Source organism: Paraburkholderia sediminicola (assembly GCF_046026895.1).
Taxonomy (GTDB): domain Bacteria; phylum Pseudomonadota; class Gammaproteobacteria; order Burkholderiales; family Burkholderiaceae; genus Paraburkholderia; species Paraburkholderia sediminicola_C.
On record NZ_JAQQEU010000016.1, the window covers coordinates 36,704 to 55,934 of the forward strand.

Below are 19,231 nucleotides of genomic sequence, written 5' to 3' on the forward strand. Positions count from 1 at the left end.
GGCGGCGTGATTCGCGTAGCCTGTACCGGGTTGTTGGAAACGTGCGCCATTATATCTAGGGGCACCCTGTTTCCCGCGTGCACAACGCGCAACACCCGTATGCTTTAGCGTCGGGCTAATCACGAAAGTGGAAAACCTAAGCTAAAAAAAATCGTTCAAAAGCCGCGGCCCGATCCATAGACTGTTTCTCCATGCAGACGGCGTTCGTCGCCGTCGCCCATTTAATCGAGCGCGTCACGCGCCCGTTCTGATCGAGGGAAGCCGTCGCGATGTCCTGCCTGATGCCGATCTTCACCCGCCGCCGGGCGCACGCGCGCCGGTGCTTGCGCTGTCGACCGTAGCCCGCGCCGGCGGCGCTCGTTTTTCTCAAGCCACTTTGACGTTGCATCGTCCGGCCGCGCGCCGGCTGGATGCGCACGGCCGGCGCATGCGCAGCGCTTTCATGCAGCGTCTTTCGTCAATTCAGTTTCGCACCAGCAGGAGCCGCAAATGAATGTGTTCTGGTTCATTCCGACTCACGGCGATAGCCGCTATCTCGGTACGTCCCAAGGCGCACGCGCAGCCGATTACGACTACTTCCAGCAGATCGCCGTCGCCGCCGATACCCTCGGCTACGAAGGCGTGCTGCTGCCGACCGGCCGTTCGTGCGAAGACGCATGGGTCGTCGCATCGAGCCTGATTGGCGTGACCCGACGCCTGAAATTTCTGGTGGCGATCCGTCCGGGCATTGCGTCGCCGGGCCTCGCCGCGCGGATGGCCGCCACGTTCGACCGGTTGTCGAATGGACGCTTGCTGATCAACGTCGTGACGGGCGGCGACGTGACCGAGTTGGGCGGCGACGGCGTGTTCGTCGATCACGACACGCGCTACGAAATCACCGACGAATTCCTGCACATCTGGCGCAAGCAGCTCAGCGCGTCGCACACCAAAGACGCGATCGAATTCAGCGGCAAGCATCTCGCCTCGAAGGGCGGCAAGGTGCTGTATCCGCCGGTGCAGAAGCCGCATCCGCCGCTATGGTTCGGCGGATCGTCGCCGGCCGCGCATGACCTGGCGGGCGAGCACATCGACACGTACCTCACGTGGGGCGAGCCACCCGAGGCGGTGGCGAAGAAGGTGGCCGATATTCGCGCACGCGCAGCAGAGCACGGCCGACAGATCAAGTTCGGCATTCGCCTGCACGTGATCGTGCGCGAGACCGAAGATGAAGCATGGGCCGCGGCCGACAAGCTGATCAGCAAGCTCGACGACGAAACCGTCGCGCGCGCGCAAGCGTCGTTCTCGAAGACGGATTCCGAAGGGCAGCGCCGCATGGCCGCGCTGCACGGCGGCAAGCGCGGCGGGCGCGCCGAGCTCGAGGTCTATCCGAACCTGTGGGCGGGCGTGGGGCTCGTGCGCGGCGGCGCGGGCACGGCGCTGGTCGGCCATCCCGAACAGGTGGCCGCGCGCATGAAGGAGTACGCCGAGCTCGGCATCGACACCTTCATCCTGTCCGGCTATCCGCATCTCGAAGAGTCGTATCGCTTCGCCGAGCTGGTGTTTCCGCTGCTGCCGAACCGGCGCAGCAAGGTTTCGAACGGACCGCTGTCGGGGCCGTTCGGCGAGATCATCGGCAACGAGTATCTGCCGAAGGCGACGAGCGCGAGTTGAGTGATGCGCAGCGCAGTCCGGGTAATCGACGGGCAATCAGGAAAGCAATCATGACTCCATCCACTGTGAATGCGCACGGCGATGTCGACGCGAGCGCCGCAGCGAGCGCGCTGCGCCGGATCGGCGCGCATCTCGCGCCGTGGCTCGCGCCGCTCGCGATTCTGCTGGCGTGGGAATTCGCCGCGCGCAGCGGCGTGCTGTCGACGCGCGTGCTGCCCGAACCGCTCGCGGTCGTGAAGGCGGCGTGGTCGCTGATCCAGTCCGGCGAAATGTGGGCGGACGTGAAGGTCAGCACGTGGCGCGCGGTGTCCGGGTTCGCGCTCGGCGGCGGTATCGGACTCGTGCTCGGGCTCGCGACGGGTCTGTTCAAGCCCGCCGAAATCGCGCTCGATTCAACCGTGCAGATGGTCCGCAACATCCCGGCACTGGCGATGATTCCGCTCGTGATCCTGTGGTTCGGCATCGAGGAGCAGGCGAAGGTGTTTCTGGTCGCGCTGGGCGTGTTCTTCCCGATCTACGTGAACACGTTCCACGGCATCCGTTCCGTGGACGCCAACCTGATCGAAATGGCGCGCAGTTATGGCGTGAAGGGTTTCGCGCTCTACCGGCACGTGATTTTGCCCGGCGCGTTGCCGTCGATTCTCGTCGGCGTGCGCTTCGCGTTCGGGCTGATGTGGGTCACGCTGATCGTCGCCGAAACCATTTCAGCGCAATCGGGCATCGGCTACATGACGATGAACGCACGCGAATTCCTGCAGACGGATGTGGTGGTGGTCGGCATTCTGCTGTACGCGGCGCTCGGCAAGCTCGCCGACGTGTTCGCGAAGGGCCTGGAGCGCGTGTCGCTGCGCTGGCATCCGGCTTATCAACGTGGAGCGAAAACATGAGCGCAACGACATTGCCGGCGTCGTTCGGCGTGGTCGCGGGCCGCGATCTGGAGGCTGAACCGGCGGCGCAGGCGCGCAGCGTCGATCACGACGCGGCCCAAGCCGCGGACTTCGAGCAGGGCGAAGCGGCGCACGCGGCGCAACGCGCCGCTTCGCGGCACGACGCGCGCCGGCAGGACCACACGTTCGCGCGCAGCGACGCGCAACGCGCGGGCGGCGACGCGGCCGATTACGCGGTGCAATTGCGCGGAGTCGGCAAGCAGTACGGCGAACGTACGGTGTTGTCCGGTTTCGATCTGTCGATCGGGCGCGGCAGTTTCGTCGCGATCGTCGGGCGCAGCGGCTGCGGGAAGTCGACCTTGCTGCGGCTCATCGCCGGACTCGAAAAGGCCAACTCGGGCGTGCTCGAAAAGCGCACCGCGGACGGCGGCCCGCTCGACACCCGCATCATGTTTCAGGACGCGCGGCTGCTGCCGTGGAAGACCGTGCTGCACAACGTGATGCTCGGCCTTGGCCGCAGTGCCCGGGAAGAGGCGCGCGCCGTGCTCGCCGAAGTCGGGCTGCTCGAACGCGCCAACGATTGGCCGGCGCAGCTTTCCGGCGGTCAGCGTCAGCGTGTGGCGTTGGCGCGGGCGCTCGTGCATCGTCCGCAATTGCTGCTGCTCGATGAGCCGCTCGGCGCGCTCGACGCGTTGACGCGAATCGAAATGCACGCATTGATCGAACGGTTGTGGCGTGAGCATCGCTTCACTGCGCTGCTCGTCACGCACGACGTGCATGAAGCCGTGGCGCTCGGCGACCGGATTCTGCTGGTCGAAGAAGGGCGTATCGCGCTCGATCAGCCGGTGCCGATCGAGCGTCCGCGCAAGCGGGCGTCGGCGGGCTTCGCCGCGCTGGAAGAACACGTGTTGCAACGCGTGCTGAAGACCGCGCCGAACGACACGGCGCTGTCCCCGCGTGCGTTCGACGCGCGTGACGAAGGGCGCCTCGCGCGGCCGACAGACGTCCGCTGGGCCGTCTGACATTGTTTGCCTGACTGTTTTTCAACCGCTTCTCTGGAGTCGCTCGCTATGACCATTACTGCAATCAACGTGCGCAATCAGTTCAAAGGCAAGGTCAAGGAAATCATCCGCGGCTCGGTGGTGTCCGAAGTCGATGTGGAGACGCCGTTCGGCATCGTGACCTCGGTGATCACCACGCGCTCGGTCGACGAACTGGAACTGAAGGTCGGCTCGGAAGTCGTCGCGCTGGTGAAGTCGACGGAGGTGTCGATCGCGCGCCTGTGAGTTTGGCTGTGAAGCCGGCGTTATTTCGCGTTCGCGCCGCTGGCAGGCGGCTCGTGCATCATCCTGTCGTTGGTCGGTTTGCGCGGGCGTTTGATCGGCATGTTATCCGGATTGCTCGCGCCGCCCGAGCCGGAGGCCGACCCGGGCGGTTTTGCCATCGGCGCGCTGCTGTCCTGCGGCGTCGCTTTAGACGTTTGCGCGAATGCTGCCGTGCCGCTCGTCGCGGCCACCGCGAGCGCGATGCTCGCGGTCAGCCTGGTCAGTCTGCTTTGGTTCATTTCGTCCTCCTTTGCGATCCCGCCTGCTGGTTTGCTGCCTTTGCACATGGAGTGATAGACCGGAAGGCTTGTTGAAGATTCGCGTGTGTTCGGGTAGCGCTGGGTCCAGCTATGCCTCGATGTGTGTCGGTGCGATGAAGGCGAATGATGCGGCGACGGCCGCGCGTCCTTTGTCGCTCTCGCCGCTCTCGCCGGGCTTCGTTGTTGCGTTGTCGCAAAGCGCAGGGCAGCCCCTGCCGCAAGCCTCAGCACCCACGGCGGAGCACGCCCCGTGCCGGACCCGGCTACGTTTCTTCAGACGCGCCACGTCAATTCAAATCACTCACCGCGTAGAGGTCGACACCCGTCTGCATATGCCGTCGAAACTTGCTAGGATAAATTGAATATCCCGACGGAGATGGCCATGTCGAAGTCATTGAGTCCCCAAGCGGTCGAAGGGTTGCGGCGTCTGAACGACGTCGGCGTCGGACAGCAGGCGCCGCGGCTGGAGCAATCCGTCACGGCGGAATTGCTGGCGACCGGTCTCGCCACCGAAGTGAGCGGCGGAGAGGTCGAGATCACGTGTAGCGGCCGACAGTACCTTTCCGGCGATTGCGATTAATCGTCGGATAAGCCGAGGCTGGGAAAGCGTCGCTGCATGCCGCGGGCGTATCGACGCTCGCCGGGTCAGCTTGGCCGCCGTCCTTTCATCCGCGACACCAGGAGGCGAACATGGAGCCGAAGGGCCTCGACATGGGGGATTACCAGGAGCGCTATCGGGACTACGACATCGAGGTCGCGGTCGAGCAGGTGCTCACGGGCGTCAAGGCGCATTTTCGGGTGCTGCGGGGCGATGCGGTGGTGGTCGACTGGAGGCTCGTTCATATCGACAGCTTGTGGTCGACCGAGCATGGCGCTGCCGAGGCGGGCTTTAACGCGGCGCGTGAATTGATCGATGCGGGCCTCCCAGCTTAAGTCGCGGGTTTCGTTTCAGAGCGCTGCGAACGTGGATAGCGGATCGACTGCCGCGCTGTGATTTGCTGTGGACGTTGCACGCGGCACAACGAACCGACCTTGCGTGCAATGCAACGCTGCAATGCTACGAATCGCTAAAACGAAGATCGGCTAGCCGGGCTTGAGCGACGCTCGCCGACTGGCGCCCCCGTAAACGCAACCGGGCGCCGGCATCAGTACTGCATGCGCGGCGCCCGGTTGATCCGCTGCCGTGGGGGCAGCAGATTCGACGGCAAGTGCTTAGTGGCCGAAGAAAACCGATTGCGGTCCCGAAGCCGGTGCACGCGTACCCGATTGCGACGAAACGTTCTGCACGCCGCCGTAGGCATTCGTATTCGATTCAGCGTTGGCACGTTCAGCGGCAACCGTCTGCGCGCTTTGGCCTTGCTGCGAAGCCGGCGCGCCGACCGACGGACGATAGTACGGTGCGGGGCCGTAGCCGCTTGCAAAAGCAGGGGCGGCGATCGAGGCAGAAACTGCAACCAGCAGGGCGGCGATGAGCTTGGTCTTCATGGTGTGACTCCGATAACGTTTCGATTTCAGTTCAGGAAGGCGTCGCAGGGGCCGATGAGGTGTTGTCTGCAACGTCGATGGGAGGAGTGTATACCCCTACTATTGAAAATTTGTGCCGATAATATGAAATTACTATTCTCGGATCCGGAACAATCCGTCAGACGTAGGCTGTGTGGGGGCGAGCGCTGGTGCGACCCTCATCCCCAAGCGTTTTTGGGAGCTATAGCCCTTGGGATGGGTGGGGTTATCTGGGCGAGGGAGTTTGAGAGAGCGCGCGGTTGGTGCGCGCTGAGGAATCATCGAAACGGAGAGCACAAACAAAAACGGCGTGGTGATTTCTCACAACGCCGTTTGCAAAACATGACTACCTGAATTCTTTGGGGTGGCTGATGGGGCTCGAACCCACGACAACAGGAATCACAATCCTGGACTCTACCAACTGAGCTACAGCCACCACTGACATCTGCTTGACTTGCCAAGAAACTTGGCTCGCCGATGAAGAAACGAGATTATACGAACAAGAATCCCGTTTGCCTAGTCCTTTATTCAAAAATTTCGACGGGCTCGCGCAGATGCTGTCTTGCCTCGGCGAAGATGCCCAGATCGCGCGCGGCGAGGCGTTTGCTATCGGACAAAACACGACGCCATCCACGTGCGCCTGCCTCGCCGCGGTAAAGACCGAGCGCGTGACGCGTGATCGCACCGAGATACGTGCCCCGCGCCATTTCAGCCGCGCAATATTCGATCAGCTTTGCTTCGACCTGCTCGCGAGTCGGCGGCGCTTGCGTGGAACCATAGAAGCGCGCATCGACCTCTGCCAACACATACGGGTTGTGATAAGCCTCGCGCCCGAGCATCACGCCATCGACGTGTTGAAGATGCAGGTCGACTTCATCGAGCGTCTTGATGCCGCCGTTGATGATGATCTCCAGTTCCGGAAAGTCGCGCTTCAACCGGTATGCGTAGTCGTACTTGAGCGGCGGAATCTCGCGATTCTCCTTCGGGCTCAAACCTTTGAGGATGGCGTTGCGCGCGTGCACGATGAACACGTTGCAGCCCGCGTCCGCGATGGTGCCGACGAAATCGCGCACGAAGCCGTATTCCTCGACCGCGTCCACGCCGATCCGATGCTTGACCGTGACGGGTACCGAGACCACGTCGCGCATGGCCTTCACGCAGTCGGCGACGAGTTGCGGCTCGTTCATCAGGCACGCGCCGAATGCGCCGCGTTGCACGCGCTCCGACGGGCAGCCGCAGTTCAGATTGATTTCGTCGTAACCCCATTGCTCGCCGAGTCTGGCCGAGCGGGCGAGGTCGTCGGGTTCGCTGCCGCCGAGTTGCAGCGCGACCGGCGCTTCGTCGGGCGTGAAGCCGAGATGGCGCGGCACGTCGCCGTGCAGCAACGCGCCGGTCGTCACCATTTCCGTATAAAGCCACGTATGGCGCGAGATCGCGCGATGCAGCGAGCGACAGTGGCGATCGGTCCAGTCCATCATCGGCGCGACGGAGACGCGGCGCGGGCTGGGAGTTTGAGGTGAAGACATGGGACGGCCAGACGGCTTGAATCAAAACATCGATTTTACCGCAAGGTACGAAAGCGCCTGATCGGGCCGAGAGGTCACGTCGGCGAGGCCCACCCATGCTGCTTCGCGCAACTGCGCTCAAGCCATCAACCGTCGACGGCCTCAGCGCCCATGTCCACCGTGTCCACCATGTCCGCCGCCGCCGCCGCTGCTCCACGTGCCGCCGTGCGATCCGCCATAACCGCCGCCGTGCCAGCCACCGCCGCCATGACCATGCCAATGGCCGCCGTGACCTCCGTGGTAGTAATAGCAGCATGGACCACCGCCCCAGCCACCCCAGATCCCCACCGTCCCGTAAACCGGCGCATAGGGTGGACCGTAAGCGTAGCCATAACCCGGGTAGTAGGGCTGCGCGTACGCATAGTCGTAGCCCGGCGCGACCGCGCATCCGGTGAGACTTGCCGCCAAGGTTATCAAAGCGATTGATGCAACGAGCCTGCTCACGATTTTCTCCTTCATATAAGCATCAGAAAAATCGCGTGCGAACGAGTTCAATAGCATTTGTGTCTGCGAATTACCGCATGTCGCGTGCCTGTACGCGTCGCCGATTTCGGTAAGGCGACCGAACCCCATCGCCACCGGCCACTGCGCGAATCTTCCAGCGTCTTACCAATGTGCATTGCTGTAACAGTTGGTTAACTATTCGACAAGGAACAGTAGGGGGCGCTTGCAAGTTTTCGGTCGGACAGTTGCCTTGGAATCTCCACCCATGCTTGCGCTGCCGCAGGACGAAAAACAACGCCAGGCTTTCTGCCAGAATCGCGCGACGCGAGGCCTGCCCGCAACCAGCCGGCAATGGAGCACGATCCCCAGCCCGCGAGCGCATCGGCATGGCGCACACAAGGCGACGCCAGCATTGTGCGCGGCGACATCCCAACCGCGCTGCAATGTTTCGAAGCCGCGCGCGCGCTCGCTCCCGCCGACGCCGTCAATTACGAACGGCCTCGCCGCGACGCTTGTCGCGTTGAAGCGCTTTCCCGAAGCCGCCGGCCATTATCGCGAGGCGATCGCGCGCGATCCGTGCAACGCCGATTCGCATCACGGATTCGGCTGGACGCTCGAGCAGATGCAGCAACTCGAACCGGCGGTGGCGGCCTGTCGTGAAGCGGTGCGCCGCAAGCCGGGCGCCGACGGTTCGCACAAGTTGGGCAACTGCCCGCAAGCACTCGGCCGTTTCGACGAAGCGCATGCAGCATATCGCCGCGCGATCGACGGCGCGCCGCGCGTGCCGCTGTATTACCGGAACTTCGTGCAGATCACGCGCCTTGCTGCCGACGACCCCGTGTTCGCGTCGATCGAGCGGCTCGTCAGTGATGCCGCCTCGCTGGAAGTGGCCGATCAGGCGCAACTGCACTTCGCGTAGGGTGAAGCGCTGTCCGGCCTGGGCCGCGATGATGCTTCGTTCGATCGTCTCAGACGGCGCGTCAGGTGATCACGGCCAGCTCGGCGCAGGTGCGCCGTCCGCTGTACAGGACTTCGCTGCAGCGCTGGCAGCCACGGCAGACATTGCTCGCGCCGCTGCTCGATGCACTGGGCCCGGAGTTGGTGTCGGCAGGGCGCTTGAACGAGCGCGCGACTGGCGCGGTGACGCAACGTGCGGAGCCGGACGCGAAAGGCGAATCGTGACGAACGTGTGGTCCGGCGTCGCGCCGGAAACGCCGTGTTTGTCCCGCGCTAATGCAGTGCGGCAGCCGAATGATGCAGCGCCGGGTACACACCGATGAGGAACGCCGCATAGATCGCGGCCATCGTTACGCCGGCTGCCGTGCCCCAGATATCGCGCGACGCGGCGCCCTGGCGAAAATGCAGGGGCAGTCCGACGATCACATAGCCGATCAGAAAAAACGCGATCACTGCGCGCACGGGCGAGAGATCGTGACCGAGAAAGTCCAGCATCGCGGACAGGCTGAATTCAGACATGGACAGGCAGGGCAGGCAAGGTCATGTGCAAAGGCGCGCGCGGTTTTCGATCATTCGTGACCGCGCGACGACCTACGCCGATTAAAGTCCACGGGACCGCGCGGTGCAAGAAAAATACTGTATAAATTTGTACGGTCTTACATGGCTTGCACGATGCCTGCGCTGCAACTTTCGTCTGGCTTGCCCATGGTTCAGCCGGCTTTCATCGCGAGCGCGTCAGCGCTTGCGCAAAGGCGCGAGCAGCGGCTTCAAACCGTTGTGATCGATCTCATGCATCAACGCGAGCAGGCGGCCGATCTCGCCCGGCGGAAAGCCCTGGCTCGCGAACCAGTTTAGATAGTGGCCCGGCAGGTCCGCAATCACGCGGCCTTTATATTTCCCGTAGGGCATCACGCGCGTGACCAGCAGTTCGAGGTGTTCGGGATTCATCGCAGAAGAGTGGGTGCCAGGCTCATTGAGCGGGGCAAAGCGGACCGCCCGCCGCACCGGCATTTTAGCCTTGCTGCAGGCATCGCGCCGGCGTGGTAACTTCTGCGCTTTCCGATCACATTCGACAGGACAAACTAGATGGAATACCGCAGACTCGGCGGCTCCGACGTGCAGGTTAGCCTGATTGGTCTGGGCACCATGACGTGGGGCGAGCAGAACACCGAACAGCAAGCGCACGCGCAGATCGACTACGCGCTCGATCACGGCGTCAACCTGATCGACACCGCGGAAATGTACCCGGTGCCGCCGCGCGCCGAAACGCAAGGTTCGACCGAGCGCTACATCGGCACGTGGCTCGCGCAGCATCGCAGCGCGCGAGAGAAAATCGTGCTCGCCACCAAGATCGCCGGACCGGCGCGTCAACCTCACAACCCGCGCCATATTCGCGGGGAGGGCAACCAGTTCGACCGCCAGAATCTGACCGAGGCGCTCAACGACAGCCTCAAGCGCCTGCAAACGGATTATGTCGATCTGTATCAACTGCACTGGCCGGATCGAAGCACGATGACGTTCGGCCGCCCCGCCTATCCGTGGGTCGACGACGCGTACACGGTGCCGATCGAAGAAACCCTGTCGGTGCTGGCCGAGTTCGTGAAGGCGGGCAAGGTGCGCCATATCGGCGTGTCGAACGAAACGCCGTGGGGTGTCGCGCAATTCCTGCGCGCCGCCGAAAAGCTCGGCTTGCCGCGCATCGTCAGCATCCAGAATCCGTACAGCCTGCTGAACCGCACGTATGAAGTGGGCCTGTCCGAGTACGCGCATCGCGACAACATCGGCTTGCTTGCCTATTCGCCGCTCGCGTTCGGCTGGCTGTCGGGCAAGTACGAAGGCGGCGCGCGTCCGGCCGGCGCCCGCATTACGCTGTTCGAGCGCTTCCAGCGCTATAGCAAGCCGCAAGCGGTGCAGGCGACCACGCGTTATGTGGAACTGGCCAAACGCCATGGCTTGTCGCCCGCGCAATTCGCGCTCGCGTTCGTCAATAGCCGGCCGTTCGTGACCAGCAATCTGGTCGGCGCGACCTCGCTCGATCAGTTGAAGGAAAACATCGCCAGTGCCGCAGTGAAGCTGTCGCCGGAAGTCCTCGCGGAGATCGACGCGCTGCATGAATTGCAGCCGAATCCGGCGCCTTGATGCGGCGCTAGCGCGGCGGCTTTCGAGAGCCTCGTCCGGCGCGATGCCGGATCAGGCTCGAGCCGCGCTGCAGAGGTTCAGGCGTCGTTCAGGGGGCGTGCGGCTCGCGGCTCACGCCGTGTGGGCCGTGTTCGCCGTGCCTCGCGCATGCGTCGCATCTGCCGTTGCACGCGGCGAGTTCTCGCCGAGGTCCCAGAACAGCCCGGCCATCATTTGCAGTCCCTCGCGCACGACCGGCCCGAGCATGTGCTCGTTCGGCGCGTGCTGCGAGCAGGCCGGGTACGAGTGCGGCACCCAGATGGTCGGCAGGCCGAGCGTGTCGGAGAACACTTCGTTCGGCAGCGTGCCGCCCAGGTTCGGCAGCACCGCGGTCTTCTTGCCGGTAGTTCGTTCGAGCGACGCGACGGCCCATTTGACCCACGGATCGTCGGGGTTCAGACGCGTGGCGGGCGCACCGCGCTCGACGGCGATCTCCACCAGCGAGAAGCCATGCGCATCCAGATGCGTGCGCAGATGCCGTTCGAGCTGTGTCCAATCGGTGCCGATCACGAAACGCAACTGGCAATGCGCGTACGCCGACGCCGGAATCGCGTTGACCGGGTTCTCCGGATTACCGGCCTTGAAGGCCAGCACTTCGAAGCTGTTCCAGCCGAACACGCGCTCGGGCGCCGTGAGGCCGGGCTCTCCCCACTTGTCGTCGATCTCGGGGTCGCCGGGGCCGCCGCCTACCGTGAGGTCGGCGAGCGCGCGGCGCACGGCGTCAGGCAGCGGCGGCGGACGCAAGCCGTCGACGGCGATCACACCGCGCGCATCAACGAGGCTCGCCAGCGCGTTCGCCAGCACCGTGGCCGGGTTGCGCAGCAGGCCGCCCCAGTTGCCCGAGTGATGCGCGCCGTCGCGCAGATTCAGCGACAGCTTGAAGTTCACCGCGCCGCGCGAGCCGAGGAACACGGTCGGCCGCCGCGCGGCGACACGCGGGCCGTCGGAGGCGATCAGCACGTCGGCCGCCAGTTCGTCACGGTGCGCGCGGCAAATCGCGTCGAGGCCCGGCGAGCCGGTCTCTTCCCCCATCTCGATCAGCAGTTTCGCGTTGAAGCCGAGCCGGCCGCCGCGCGCGGCGAGCACGCTCGCCAGCGCGGCCAGGTTGATGGTGTGCTGCCCCTTGTTGTCGGCGGTGCCGCGGCCGAACCAGCGCTCGCCTTCGACCGTCACGGCCCACGGCGTCAGCGGCGCGCGCCACTGGCTGTCGTAGCCGCGCACGACGTCGCCGTGGCCGTAGACCAGCACGGTCGGCAGATGGTCGCCCTCACGGCGGCTCGCGATCAGGAACGGCCCGAAGCCGCCCACCGGGTTGTCGACGATGCGCGTGCTGAAACCGAGGCGCGCGGCTTCGGGCGCGATCTCGTCGGTCAGATACGACAGCAGGATGGCGGCGCGCTCGGCTTCCTGACTTTCGGTGCGAAAGCCGACACGGCGATTGAGGTCCTCAAGGAAGGCGCCTGATTCGAAATGCTGGGTTGCATGCTCGATCGCCCGGGTGCGGCTCATGGGGTGTCTCCATTGCGGGGTGCGGGGGGGCGGCGCGTGGCCGGATGCCCGGTCGGCATCGGCCTGCGGCCTGTGGTGTCGAACCGATTCTAGGAGGCCGTGTTTTTTGTCACAATGATCGTGTTTCGAATCTTGCGTTGCCGAAAAGGCAAAGCTCCACGCGCGCGGGCCGCGCTCGCGATTCCACCGGGCGCTCGGCTTCGCTGCATAAGGCGTCCCCATGGCAGTTTCGCTACACGGTATTGCATTGCGCTACTTCGTCGAAGTCGCGCGCACCGGCTCGCTCAGCGACGCGTCGCAACGACTGCATGTGGCCGTGTCGGCCATCAGCCGGCAGGTTGCGCGGCTCGAAAGCGAACTCGGCGCGGCGCTGTTCGAGAGGCGTCCGCGCGGCATGGCGCTGTCCGAAGCCGGCGAGCGGCTGCTGGCCTACGCGCAGCGCAGCCTTCTCGAAGCCGAGCATGTGATGAAGGAGATCGGCGGTATCGCGACCTTGCATGGCCGCATGATCAAGGTGGTCAGTTCGGAGGGGTTCGCCGCCGACTTCCTGCCCGCCGCCATGGCGAGCTTTCGCGGGCAGTATCCTGGGATCGACTTCATGCTGTCGGTGGTGTCGCCGGGCGAAGCGACGCGCCGCGTGCGCGACGGCGACGCCGATCTCGCGTTGACCTTCAGCCTCGCGCCCGAGAAGGGCGTCAAGGTCGAGCACACCGAACGCGCGCCGGTGCTGGCGCTGCTGCGCGCCGATCATCCGTTGGCCGCGCGTGCGAGGGCGTCGCTCGCGGATGTGCGGCACTATCCGCTGGTGCTGCCCGAGCCGGGCACGACGATCCGTCAGTTGATCGACATTACGTGCGCGCTCGAAGGCATCCTGCTCGAACCCGAACTCACGTGCAACAACAGCGGCGCGATGTATCGCTATGCGCAGAAGTCCGGCGCGATCATGTTCACGGGCCTGCTGTCCGTGCGCGACCGCTATGCTGGCGACGGCTTCGTCGTGATGCCGCTCGCGCATCCGCAGATGCGCCAGCGCAGCATTCAGGTGCAGACCATGGCGGGGCGAGAACTGCCGCCTTCAGTGCGCGCGTTCCGCGATCATCTGATCGTCGAGATCGGCGGCGCGAAGCCGGGCGATGCGGGTGGATCGAAGGGCGCGCGTAAGCGGAGCGCGCCGGTGCGCTAGCGTCGCGCGAGCTGCGTTCGATATCGCAATTGCGTATGCAGTGGCTGAGGCTGCAATTGCGGCAGGGTTCGGACGCAGTGCATGACGCTGATACCGTTCGTAACCAATCGGGGGGCAAATGTCCCTGCCGGAACCCGATTCACGACCTAAACTGAGGTGGACGAGGAGACCGGGAAGAACAGCGCTGCGAGTCCCGTGCCGGCGCACGCCAAAGCACTGTGCGGCTGGCGATGCTGCAACGCACACCAGTGGTACGATTCAGCCCGAAAAATGGAGCGCGCGGCGCAATCGACGCGGCGTGCCGTGCACAACAGAGCGATAGGACCAAGGACATCGAATGGCCCAACAAAAAACCAACCCGAAACTCGAGCAGGCGCTGACGCGCGGGGATCTGGCAATCCGTCAGGCGAACTCGGCGCGAGCGACAGCGTTGCTGCGCGCGCTGGCGAAGATGATCGTCGAGGCGTCGGCGACGATTGGCGTGGAAGCGTTCACGCTGATTCCCGATGGCGACAAGATTTACGATCCGGCTGACGGACTGTGGCCGCAGGAATTGCAGATCTCGCTCGACGGTCCCGTCGAGGAAGCCGATCCGGACGAAGTGCGCACGGTGCGCCTGATCGCCGATGATCCGGCCACGGTGTTCCGGGTTGAATGGCAGCGCGCCGATGGGAAGATCGGGCGTCAGGATGGCGGGCCGTTCGCGACGGTGGCGTTTATCTCCGACGTCGACATTCCGTGGACGGACGACGAGGACTGAAGCGGGTGGGTTGAGTACGTGGCGTGCCACCACTGCAACCGCGGCAGTCACAGAAGTTTCAGCGGGTTCGCCGAGTATCCGTCATCCGCTGCCCGCGGATCTTCAAGGCTCGCGGTTTATTTCATCATCCGGCGGCGAAACAGGATCGCCGACACGATAAACCCGCCCACCGCATAAGCCACCAGCACGGCCAGATGCAATACCGCGTGGTCGATGGGCCGCGCCAGCATCGCCGGGCGCATCAGATCGACCGCGTGCGCGAGCGGCATCACGCCGGTCACCGCCCGCGCGGCGGCGGGCAGTTGCGAAGCGGGAAAGAACACGCCGGAGAGCAACAGCATCGGCGTCAAGACCAGTGTTTGGTAAAACATAAAAAAATCATACGAAGGCGCGAGCGCCGTCACCACCATCGCGATACTCGCGAACGCAAGCCCGGTCAGGATGATGACCGGCAACGCCAGCAGCATCGACGGAAAATTCGCATAGCCCAATACGCCGGCCACCAGCATGATCGCCGCGCCCGACAGCATCGACTTGCTGCCCGCCCACATCACCTCGCCAAGCACGATGTCGCCGAGCGTGAGCGGCGTGTGCATGATCGCTTCCCACGTGCGCTGGACATGCATGCGCGAAAAGCCCGAATACATCGACTCGAAACTCGCCGACATCATGACGCTCGACGCCACCGTGCCCGCTGCCAGAAACGCGATGTACGACACGCCGTCGACCTGCCCGACCATCAGCCCGAGGCCGAAACCGAGGCCGAACAGATAGATCATCGGATCGGCGAGATTGCCGAACATCGACGCGAGCGCGAGCTTCTTCCACACCAGATAGTTACGGCGCCACACCGCGATCCAGTTCACCGCGTTGGCCGGGAAGGCGCCGAAGGGCGCCTGTTTCGACGGCGTGTCGCCCGGGGCTTCGTAAGTGCGTGCGTCCATTGCGTGTCTCGTGCGGTGGCGTGGCTGTGGCGTGGTGGTTTCGTTGCAGTTTCGATGCGGTTTCGTCGTGGTTTCGTTATAGCTGTGGAGAGAGTGCCCTCATCAATACGCGCCTTCAGTCCTGCATCTCGCGGCCAGTGAGCCGCAGGAACACGTCTTCCAGATTCGCCGGCCGATGCAGATAGCGCAGATCGGCGCGCTGCTTGAGCCGCGCGTGCACGGGCTGCGCGTCGTTCACGTAGCAGAAGAGCGTTTCGCCGCTGATTTCCGTGCGCTCGACCAGCGGCGCCAGTTCATCGCGCAACGCCAGCGGATCGGGTCCGAAGATCTCGATCACATCGCAGCCGATCTCGGAGGCGATCAGCGCGCTCGGCGCGCCTTCGGCGATCTTGCGTCCTTCCTCGATCACGCACAGCCGGTGACAAAGCCGTTCGGCTTCTTCCATGAAGTGCGTGGTCAGCAGGATGGTCTTGCCACGCGCGAGCAACGAACGCAGCCGCTCCCAGATGAGATGCCGCGCCTGCGGATCGAGGCCGGTGGTCGGCTCGTCCATGATGAGCACGTCCGGATCGTTGATGAGCGCGCGCGCCAGCGTGAGGCGCCGCTTCATGCCGCCCGACAACTCGCTCACGCGGGAATCCGCCTTGCTTTCGAGGCGCGCGAATTCGAGCAGCGACGGCACCGCCGCGCGGCATTGCGCGGCGCTCATGCCGAAGTAGCGGCCGAACACCAGCAGATTCTCGCGCACCGTGAAATCGGGATCGAGATTGTCGAACTGCGGCACCACGCCGACCCGCGCGCGCCCCGCGCGCGCGGCCGGGGATCGGTTCGCCGCATAGCCGGATCGCGCCGGCGTCGGGTGCCGCGATGCCGAGCAGCATGCGCAGAGTGGTGGTTTTGCCCGCGCCGTTTGGGCCGAGCAGGCCGAAACATTCCCCGGCGTTGACATGAAACGACAGTCCATCGACGACCGTTTTTTCGCCGTAGGTCTTTTTGACCTCATGGAATTCAATGGCGGCTTCAGACATAAATATCGGGCGAGGCTCCGCAAAACGGCGTTGATGGCCGGGAAGGCCGCCTATTCTAGGCTATCGCCGACTAACGTCGAGAGGGCGGCGAGTCATTGCGCCAAGCTCTTTTGCACTGCGGCATTGCCCCGCAAAAGTATCGCGGAGCACGACCCATCCCGTGTGCACCGGGTTAGGGCGCGCCGCTCGCACACTTAGCGTTTTCCATCCCTTGCTAGTTGAATTGCGGCGCACCATGATTGATTCAGACCGCGCTTTCCGCGCGAAGGGAGGAAAACCATGGCGAGCTACCAGAAAATCCTGCTGTGCTACGACGGCTCGCGCGAAGGCCGCAAAGCCCTGCGTTGCGGCGCCGACCTCGCGTTGGACCTGAAGGCGGAAACACATCTGCTGTCGGTGGTCGACATGCGCTCCAGCATTGCGCAAAGCGCGGGCCTGCTGACCGATGTGGCCTGCGGCAGTTTCGAAAAGACCGCGCGCGATATCCTGCAGGAAGGGGTGAACTGGCTGACCGAGCGCGGCGTGATTGCGCAAGGGCATTTCGCGTTCGGCCATCCGATCGACGAGATCGCCAATCTCGCCAATGAATTGCATGTCGACCTCGTGGTAGTCGGGCATCGCTGCCGCACCGGCTTGTCGCGGTGGTGGATGGGCGCGGGCAACACGCCTTTGCTCGACCGGGTGTCGTGCAGCATTCTGGTGGCCTGTTCTTCCGCGCAGGAGGAGCAACAAGCCGCGGCTTGAGGCGGCTTGCCGCTTGATGCCGGTTGCGCGCAAACGGGCAGTGCGTCGGTCGAGTGGCTGGCCGTCAGGGCCCGCCGGTCACTCGCTCAGGTTGATTGCCGCGAGCTTCCACGTGAACAGACCTTCGCGTCTGAAGATGGCCGAGTAATGCGCGGCGGCCTCGCCGCCACGCCGGTAAGTGACTGCGAACTCGTTGAGGCTGCGATAACCCGCCGAGGTTTGCCGTTGCGCGGGAGCAGCGTTGCCGTTGGCGTTGTTGCTGGTGTCACCAGCGGCAGGCGACGCGGGTGGTTGCGCGGCTGCGGCCGGCGCATTGTTCGCCGCAGGCGCTTCGGGTGGGTGTTCGCCAGGGTCGCCGCTCGGGGGCATACCGTTTAGCAAGGCCGCGACGCCGTCCGGCGTCGCATAAGCATCGACTAGCGGACCGATCAGCGTCACGCCGATCATTGCGCCGATGGTGGCGAGTTTGCTGTTGTTATCCGCGTCCAGCCGGCGTGACAGCAAGCTGGCGATCTGCAGCTTCAGGCTGTCGCGCAACGCGGGGAAATCCACATACTGATTGACGGTTTGCACGTCGCGCGCATCGGCCGCGCGTTTGAGGTTGTTCAGTGCGATATACGGTGATGCGTAAGCAAACCCCAACACGGCGATCACCGCAATCACGATCAGCGTGATGATCAGCGGCCGGGTGGCGATGCCTTTGTTGCGTGTTGGAACTGTCATTGAACGGGACTCCCCATCAGGTTTGATCTAACGTGGACCTCGGTCACGCAGAAACAATCCCATTCTAGGCAAATATCCGACGGCGGGTCTGAAAAGGGCGAAGCAGCGAACGATTACGCGCTATGCACCATGCAGCCGCTTTCGCGCTCAACACCGACTCGATCTCAAGACTCGAACACGGCGCCGTGCACATTGGCTTCGTCGGCAATGCACCGGTCGATCATGCGGCACACCGCGTCGACCGTGCCGACCATGATCAGCCGCGACGGCCCGTGATAGACCCGCACCGGCGCGCGACGCGCCGGCTCGGCCGTGTTCAATCCCGAGTTCAACGACACGCGCGCAAACGCCGGCAATGCAGAGGGCAGGCTCGCTGCCTCGGCGGGCGTGTCGAACAGCGATGCGGTATTCGCCGCAGCCGCTTCGATCAATGAGCACGGCACCAGATTGCGTAAATGTCGCAGACGACCAAACTGGCGAAAAGGCAGCAGGCGGGCAAGGCGTTCCATGAGTCTCTCCAGGCGAGGCAGCGTTGATGCAGCGTGAGTGTGGCCGATAGGTACAAGCGAGGTACAAGTGACGCACAAGCGACGCCTATACGACGCCCGGGCGCCGCGCCTGCGGCTTAAAACTCGCCTGGGCGAATCAGGCCCACGGCGATGCCTTCCAGCGCGAATTCCGCACTGCCGGTCTCGACGAAGATGTTCTCGTAGTCCGGGTTCTCCGCGATCAGCTCGATGCCGTTGGGCCGGCGCTTCAGGCGCTTGACCGTGACGTCGTCGCCGAGCCGGGCAATGATGATCTGGCCGTCTTTCGCCTCGCTCCTCTTTTGCACCGCGAGCAGGTCGCCGTCGAAGATGCCCGCGTCGCGCATGGACAGCCCGCGCACCTTCAGCAGATAGTCGGGCTTGCTCGAGAACAGCGCCGGGTCGCACACGTAGTGCTGCGAGATATGTTCCTGCGCGAGGATCGGGCTGCCGGCGGCAACCCGGCCGATCAGCGGCAGCGACAACTGCATGATGCTGGCGTGCGGCAGCGTGAACTGATGCGGCGAATCTTCGGGGCCCGCCAGCAGGCGGATGCCGCGCGACGCGCCGGCCGCGAGTTCGATCACACCCTTGCGAGCGAGCGCGCGCAGATGTTCTTCTGCCGAATTGGCCGAGCTGAAGCCCAGTTCTGCGGCAATCTCCGCGCGGGTGGGCGGAAAGCCGGTGCGTTCGATCGCCCGGCGGATCAGATCGAACACCTGCTGCTGTCGTGCTGTGAGTTTTGTCATGGCCACTGTATGAATGAACAGGTGACTGTATTTTTATACAGTATTCGGCGCAATTCAAGCTTTACTTTAAGTTCGCCGCTTGGGGTGCCGCTCCAACGTCACCCGGCGACGCCGAGACAGCCGTTTTCGTGCCGCAACGCCTTATCCAGCTGTCATTACCACTTTTGCGTATTAAAAAATGAAGAAACATTATTTTTAATGATGAAAGCGCTTCGATAGACTGGCCTCCAGTTGGCGCTCATGTGCACGTGACCGCGACGCAAAACAACACCAGACGCTGTTTCAGCGGACCACA

Annotated in this window: 25 protein-coding genes, 1 tRNA gene and 1 pseudogene; 12 read left to right on the top strand and 15 right to left on the bottom strand. The window is 64.0% G+C overall.

Annotated elements, in window-relative coordinates; translation table 11 throughout:
• Positions 1–136 precede the first annotated feature (136 nt).
• Positions 137–418, bottom strand: a complete 282-nt coding sequence (locus PQR02_RS13960; RefSeq protein WP_408231297.1) for a hypothetical protein — start codon at positions 416–418, stop codon at positions 137–139.
• Between the two features lie 71 nt (positions 419–489).
• Here PQR02_RS13960 and ssuD point away from each other — a divergent pair, with 71 nt between their 5' ends.
• The 4 genes from ssuD to PQR02_RS13980 are packed head-to-tail and all read left to right on the top strand — an operon-like array spanning position 490 to position 3,823.
• Positions 490–1,650: an FMNH2-dependent alkanesulfonate monooxygenase gene (ssuD, locus tag PQR02_RS13965; protein ID WP_408231300.1), complete on the top strand. Its 1,161-nt coding sequence runs from the start codon at positions 490–492 to the stop codon at positions 1,648–1,650.
• Positions 1,651–1,700: 50 nt separating this feature from the next.
• Positions 1,701–2,537, top strand: coding sequence for an aliphatic sulfonate ABC transporter permease SsuC (gene ssuC / locus PQR02_RS13970; RefSeq protein ID WP_408231303.1), 837 nt, complete (start codon positions 1,701–1,703; stop codon positions 2,535–2,537).
• Positions 2,534–3,559: an ATP-binding cassette domain-containing protein gene (locus PQR02_RS13975; protein ID WP_408231306.1), complete on the top strand. Its 1,026-nt coding sequence runs from the start codon at positions 2,534–2,536 to the stop codon at positions 3,557–3,559. The genes ssuC and PQR02_RS13975 overlap by 4 nt, the downstream gene beginning before the upstream one ends.
• A 48-nt stretch (positions 3,560–3,607) precedes the next feature.
• Positions 3,608–3,823 carry a TOBE domain-containing protein gene (locus PQR02_RS13980; protein WP_149675241.1) on the top strand — a complete coding sequence of 72 codons (216 nt, stop codon included), beginning with the start codon at positions 3,608–3,610 and terminating at the stop codon, positions 3,821–3,823.
• Between the two features lie 20 nt (positions 3,824–3,843).
• Here the strand turns inward: PQR02_RS13980 and PQR02_RS13985 are convergent, their stop codons facing one another.
• On the bottom strand, positions 3,844–4,101 hold the full coding sequence (locus tag PQR02_RS13985) for a hypothetical protein (protein WP_408231310.1): 258 nt from the start codon (positions 4,099–4,101) through the stop codon (positions 3,844–3,846).
• 403 nt (positions 4,102–4,504) lie between these two features.
• Between PQR02_RS13985 and PQR02_RS13990 the strand changes: the two genes are divergently transcribed.
• Both PQR02_RS13990 and PQR02_RS13995 read left to right on the top strand, forming a co-directional pair.
• Positions 4,505–4,702 (top strand): hypothetical protein, encoded by a 198-nt coding sequence (locus PQR02_RS13990; protein ID WP_408231312.1) that lies wholly within the window; start codon positions 4,505–4,507, stop codon positions 4,700–4,702.
• A gap of 110 nt (positions 4,703–4,812) precedes the next feature.
• Positions 4,813–5,055 (top strand): DUF6566 family protein, encoded by a 243-nt coding sequence (locus PQR02_RS13995; protein WP_408231315.1) that lies wholly within the window; start codon positions 4,813–4,815, stop codon positions 5,053–5,055.
• Positions 5,056–5,334: 279 nt separating this feature from the next.
• Here the strand turns inward: PQR02_RS13995 and PQR02_RS14000 are convergent, their stop codons facing one another.
• The 4 genes from PQR02_RS14000 to PQR02_RS14015 all read right to left on the bottom strand — a co-directional run bounded on the left by PQR02_RS14000 (position 5,335) and on the right by PQR02_RS14015 (position 7,634).
• Complete coding sequence (locus PQR02_RS14000) at positions 5,335–5,607, bottom strand: hypothetical protein (RefSeq protein ID WP_408231318.1); 273 nt, start codon at positions 5,605–5,607, stop codon at positions 5,335–5,337.
• A 378-nt stretch (positions 5,608–5,985) separates the two neighbouring features.
• Positions 5,986–6,061 (bottom strand) — tRNA-His (locus PQR02_RS14005).
• Between the two features lie 88 nt (positions 6,062–6,149).
• Positions 6,150–7,151, bottom strand: coding sequence for a tRNA dihydrouridine(20/20a) synthase DusA (gene dusA / locus PQR02_RS14010; RefSeq protein WP_408231321.1), 1,002 nt, complete (start codon positions 7,149–7,151; stop codon positions 6,150–6,152).
• Between the two features lie 141 nt (positions 7,152–7,292).
• Complete coding sequence (locus tag PQR02_RS14015) at positions 7,293–7,634, bottom strand: hypothetical protein (protein ID WP_408231324.1); 342 nt, start codon at positions 7,632–7,634, stop codon at positions 7,293–7,295.
• A gap of 250 nt (positions 7,635–7,884) precedes the next feature.
• Between PQR02_RS14015 and PQR02_RS14020 the strand changes: the two genes are divergently transcribed.
• Entirely contained in the window at positions 7,885–8,553 is a 669-nt protein-coding gene (locus tag PQR02_RS14020; protein ID WP_408231327.1) for a hypothetical protein, read from the top strand.
• A 65-nt stretch (positions 8,554–8,618) separates the two neighbouring features.
• Positions 8,619–8,816 carry a hypothetical protein gene (locus PQR02_RS14025; RefSeq protein WP_408231330.1) on the top strand — a complete coding sequence of 66 codons (198 nt, stop codon included), beginning with the start codon at positions 8,619–8,621 and terminating at the stop codon, positions 8,814–8,816.
• Positions 8,817–8,864: 48 nt separating this feature from the next.
• Here PQR02_RS14025 and PQR02_RS14030 read toward each other — a convergent pair whose 3' ends face one another.
• Positions 8,865–9,110, bottom strand: a complete 246-nt coding sequence (locus PQR02_RS14030; RefSeq protein ID WP_408231333.1) for a hypothetical protein — start codon at positions 9,108–9,110, stop codon at positions 8,865–8,867.
• Between the two features lie 216 nt (positions 9,111–9,326).
• On the bottom strand, positions 9,327–9,539 hold the full coding sequence (locus PQR02_RS14035) for a DUF3820 family protein (RefSeq protein WP_149673212.1): 213 nt from the start codon (positions 9,537–9,539) through the stop codon (positions 9,327–9,329).
• 138 nt (positions 9,540–9,677) lie between these two features.
• Here PQR02_RS14035 and PQR02_RS14040 point away from each other — a divergent pair, with 138 nt between their 5' ends.
• On the top strand, positions 9,678–10,730 hold the full coding sequence (locus PQR02_RS14040; protein WP_408231337.1) for an NADP(H)-dependent aldo-keto reductase: 1,053 nt from the start codon (positions 9,678–9,680) through the stop codon (positions 10,728–10,730).
• A gap of 111 nt (positions 10,731–10,841) precedes the next feature.
• On the opposite strand, the gene PQR02_RS14045 is transcribed toward PQR02_RS14040, so the two are convergent.
• A complete protein-coding gene (locus PQR02_RS14045; protein WP_408231340.1) occupies positions 10,842–12,278 on the bottom strand; it encodes a M20 family metallopeptidase in 1,437 nt (478 codons plus the stop codon).
• A gap of 220 nt (positions 12,279–12,498) precedes the next feature.
• On the opposite strand from PQR02_RS14045, the gene PQR02_RS14050 reads away from it, so the two are divergent.
• Positions 12,499–13,461: a LysR family transcriptional regulator gene (locus tag PQR02_RS14050; RefSeq protein WP_408231343.1), complete on the top strand. Its 963-nt coding sequence runs from the start codon at positions 12,499–12,501 to the stop codon at positions 13,459–13,461.
• A 337-nt stretch (positions 13,462–13,798) separates the two neighbouring features.
• Positions 13,799–14,221 (top strand): hypothetical protein, encoded by a 423-nt coding sequence (locus PQR02_RS14055; RefSeq protein ID WP_408231346.1) that lies wholly within the window; start codon positions 13,799–13,801, stop codon positions 14,219–14,221.
• Positions 14,222–14,337: 116 nt separating this feature from the next.
• On the opposite strand, the gene PQR02_RS14060 is transcribed toward PQR02_RS14055, so the two are convergent.
• The 3 genes and pseudogenes from PQR02_RS14060 to PQR02_RS14070 form a co-directional block, all read right to left on the bottom strand.
• Positions 14,338–15,165: an ABC transporter permease gene (locus PQR02_RS14060; protein WP_408231349.1), complete on the bottom strand. Its 828-nt coding sequence runs from the start codon at positions 15,163–15,165 to the stop codon at positions 14,338–14,340.
• A 115-nt stretch (positions 15,166–15,280) separates the two neighbouring features.
• Positions 15,281–15,775, bottom strand: a complete 495-nt coding sequence (locus PQR02_RS14065; RefSeq protein WP_408231565.1) for an AAA family ATPase — start codon at positions 15,773–15,775, stop codon at positions 15,281–15,283.
• Positions 15,761–16,193 (bottom strand): annotated as a pseudogene (locus PQR02_RS14070) (ATP-binding cassette domain-containing protein); the annotation flags it as partial. The gene PQR02_RS14065 and the pseudogene PQR02_RS14070, both read right to left, overlap by 15 nt.
• 279 nt (positions 16,194–16,472) lie before the next feature.
• On the opposite strand from PQR02_RS14070, the gene PQR02_RS14075 reads away from it, so the two are divergent.
• Positions 16,473–16,937 (top strand): universal stress protein, encoded by a 465-nt coding sequence (locus tag PQR02_RS14075; protein WP_408231352.1) that lies wholly within the window; start codon positions 16,473–16,475, stop codon positions 16,935–16,937.
• 78 nt (positions 16,938–17,015) lie between these two features.
• On the opposite strand, the gene PQR02_RS14080 is transcribed toward PQR02_RS14075, so the two are convergent.
• From PQR02_RS14080 to lexA, 3 genes are all read right to left on the bottom strand, one after another.
• Complete coding sequence (locus PQR02_RS14080) at positions 17,016–17,660, bottom strand: DUF2939 domain-containing protein (protein WP_408231355.1); 645 nt, start codon at positions 17,658–17,660, stop codon at positions 17,016–17,018.
• 164 nt (positions 17,661–17,824) lie between these two features.
• Positions 17,825–18,169: a hypothetical protein gene (locus PQR02_RS14085; RefSeq protein WP_408231357.1), complete on the bottom strand. Its 345-nt coding sequence runs from the start codon at positions 18,167–18,169 to the stop codon at positions 17,825–17,827.
• A gap of 116 nt (positions 18,170–18,285) precedes the next feature.
• A complete protein-coding gene (gene lexA / locus PQR02_RS14090) occupies positions 18,286–18,936 on the bottom strand; it encodes a transcriptional repressor LexA (RefSeq protein WP_408231360.1) in 651 nt (216 codons plus the stop codon).
• Positions 18,937–19,231 lie beyond the last annotated feature (295 nt).

What these genes read in the sequence shown, in the direction of transcription:
- ssuD (WP_408231300.1), top strand. Translation starts at nt 490, where the DNA reads ATGAATGTGTTCTGGTTCATTCCGACTCACGGCGATAGCCGCTATCTC.
- ssuC (WP_408231303.1), top strand. Translation starts at nt 1,701, where the DNA reads ATGACTCCATCCACTGTGAATGCGCACGGCGATGTCGACGCGAGCGCC.
- PQR02_RS13975 (WP_408231306.1), top strand. Translation starts at nt 2,534, where the DNA reads ATGAGCGCAACGACATTGCCGGCGTCGTTCGGCGTGGTCGCGGGCCGC.
- PQR02_RS13980 (WP_149675241.1), top strand. Translation starts at nt 3,608, where the DNA reads ATGACCATTACTGCAATCAACGTGCGCAATCAGTTCAAAGGCAAGGTC.
- PQR02_RS13985 (WP_408231310.1), bottom strand. Translation starts at nt 4,101, where the DNA reads ATGAACCAAAGCAGACTGACCAGGCTGACCGCGAGCATCGCGCTCGCG.
- PQR02_RS13990 (WP_408231312.1), top strand. Translation starts at nt 4,505, where the DNA reads ATGTCGAAGTCATTGAGTCCCCAAGCGGTCGAAGGGTTGCGGCGTCTG.
- PQR02_RS13995 (WP_408231315.1), top strand. Translation starts at nt 4,813, where the DNA reads ATGGAGCCGAAGGGCCTCGACATGGGGGATTACCAGGAGCGCTATCGG.
- PQR02_RS14000 (WP_408231318.1), bottom strand. Translation starts at nt 5,607, where the DNA reads ATGAAGACCAAGCTCATCGCCGCCCTGCTGGTTGCAGTTTCTGCCTCG.
- dusA (WP_408231321.1), bottom strand. Translation starts at nt 7,151, where the DNA reads ATGTCTTCACCTCAAACTCCCAGCCCGCGCCGCGTCTCCGTCGCGCCG.
- PQR02_RS14030 (WP_408231333.1), bottom strand. Translation starts at nt 9,110, where the DNA reads ATGTCTGAATTCAGCCTGTCCGCGATGCTGGACTTTCTCGGTCACGAT.
- PQR02_RS14035 (WP_149673212.1), bottom strand. Translation starts at nt 9,539, where the DNA reads ATGAATCCCGAACACCTCGAACTGCTGGTCACGCGCGTGATGCCCTAC.
- PQR02_RS14040 (WP_408231337.1), top strand. Translation starts at nt 9,678, where the DNA reads ATGGAATACCGCAGACTCGGCGGCTCCGACGTGCAGGTTAGCCTGATT.
- PQR02_RS14045 (WP_408231340.1), bottom strand. Translation starts at nt 12,278, where the DNA reads ATGAGCCGCACCCGGGCGATCGAGCATGCAACCCAGCATTTCGAATCA.
- PQR02_RS14050 (WP_408231343.1), top strand. Translation starts at nt 12,499, where the DNA reads ATGGCAGTTTCGCTACACGGTATTGCATTGCGCTACTTCGTCGAAGTC.
- PQR02_RS14055 (WP_408231346.1), top strand. Translation starts at nt 13,799, where the DNA reads ATGGCCCAACAAAAAACCAACCCGAAACTCGAGCAGGCGCTGACGCGC.
- PQR02_RS14060 (WP_408231349.1), bottom strand. Translation starts at nt 15,165, where the DNA reads ATGGACGCACGCACTTACGAAGCCCCGGGCGACACGCCGTCGAAACAG.
- PQR02_RS14065 (WP_408231565.1), bottom strand. Translation starts at nt 15,775, where the DNA reads ATGAAGCGGCGCCTCACGCTGGCGCGCGCGCTCATCAACGATCCGGAC.
- PQR02_RS14075 (WP_408231352.1), top strand. Translation starts at nt 16,473, where the DNA reads ATGGCGAGCTACCAGAAAATCCTGCTGTGCTACGACGGCTCGCGCGAA.
- PQR02_RS14080 (WP_408231355.1), bottom strand. Translation starts at nt 17,660, where the DNA reads ATGACAGTTCCAACACGCAACAAAGGCATCGCCACCCGGCCGCTGATC.
- PQR02_RS14085 (WP_408231357.1), bottom strand. Translation starts at nt 18,169, where the DNA reads ATGGAACGCCTTGCCCGCCTGCTGCCTTTTCGCCAGTTTGGTCGTCTG.
- lexA (WP_408231360.1), bottom strand. Translation starts at nt 18,936, where the DNA reads ATGACAAAACTCACAGCACGACAGCAGCAGGTGTTCGATCTGATCCGC.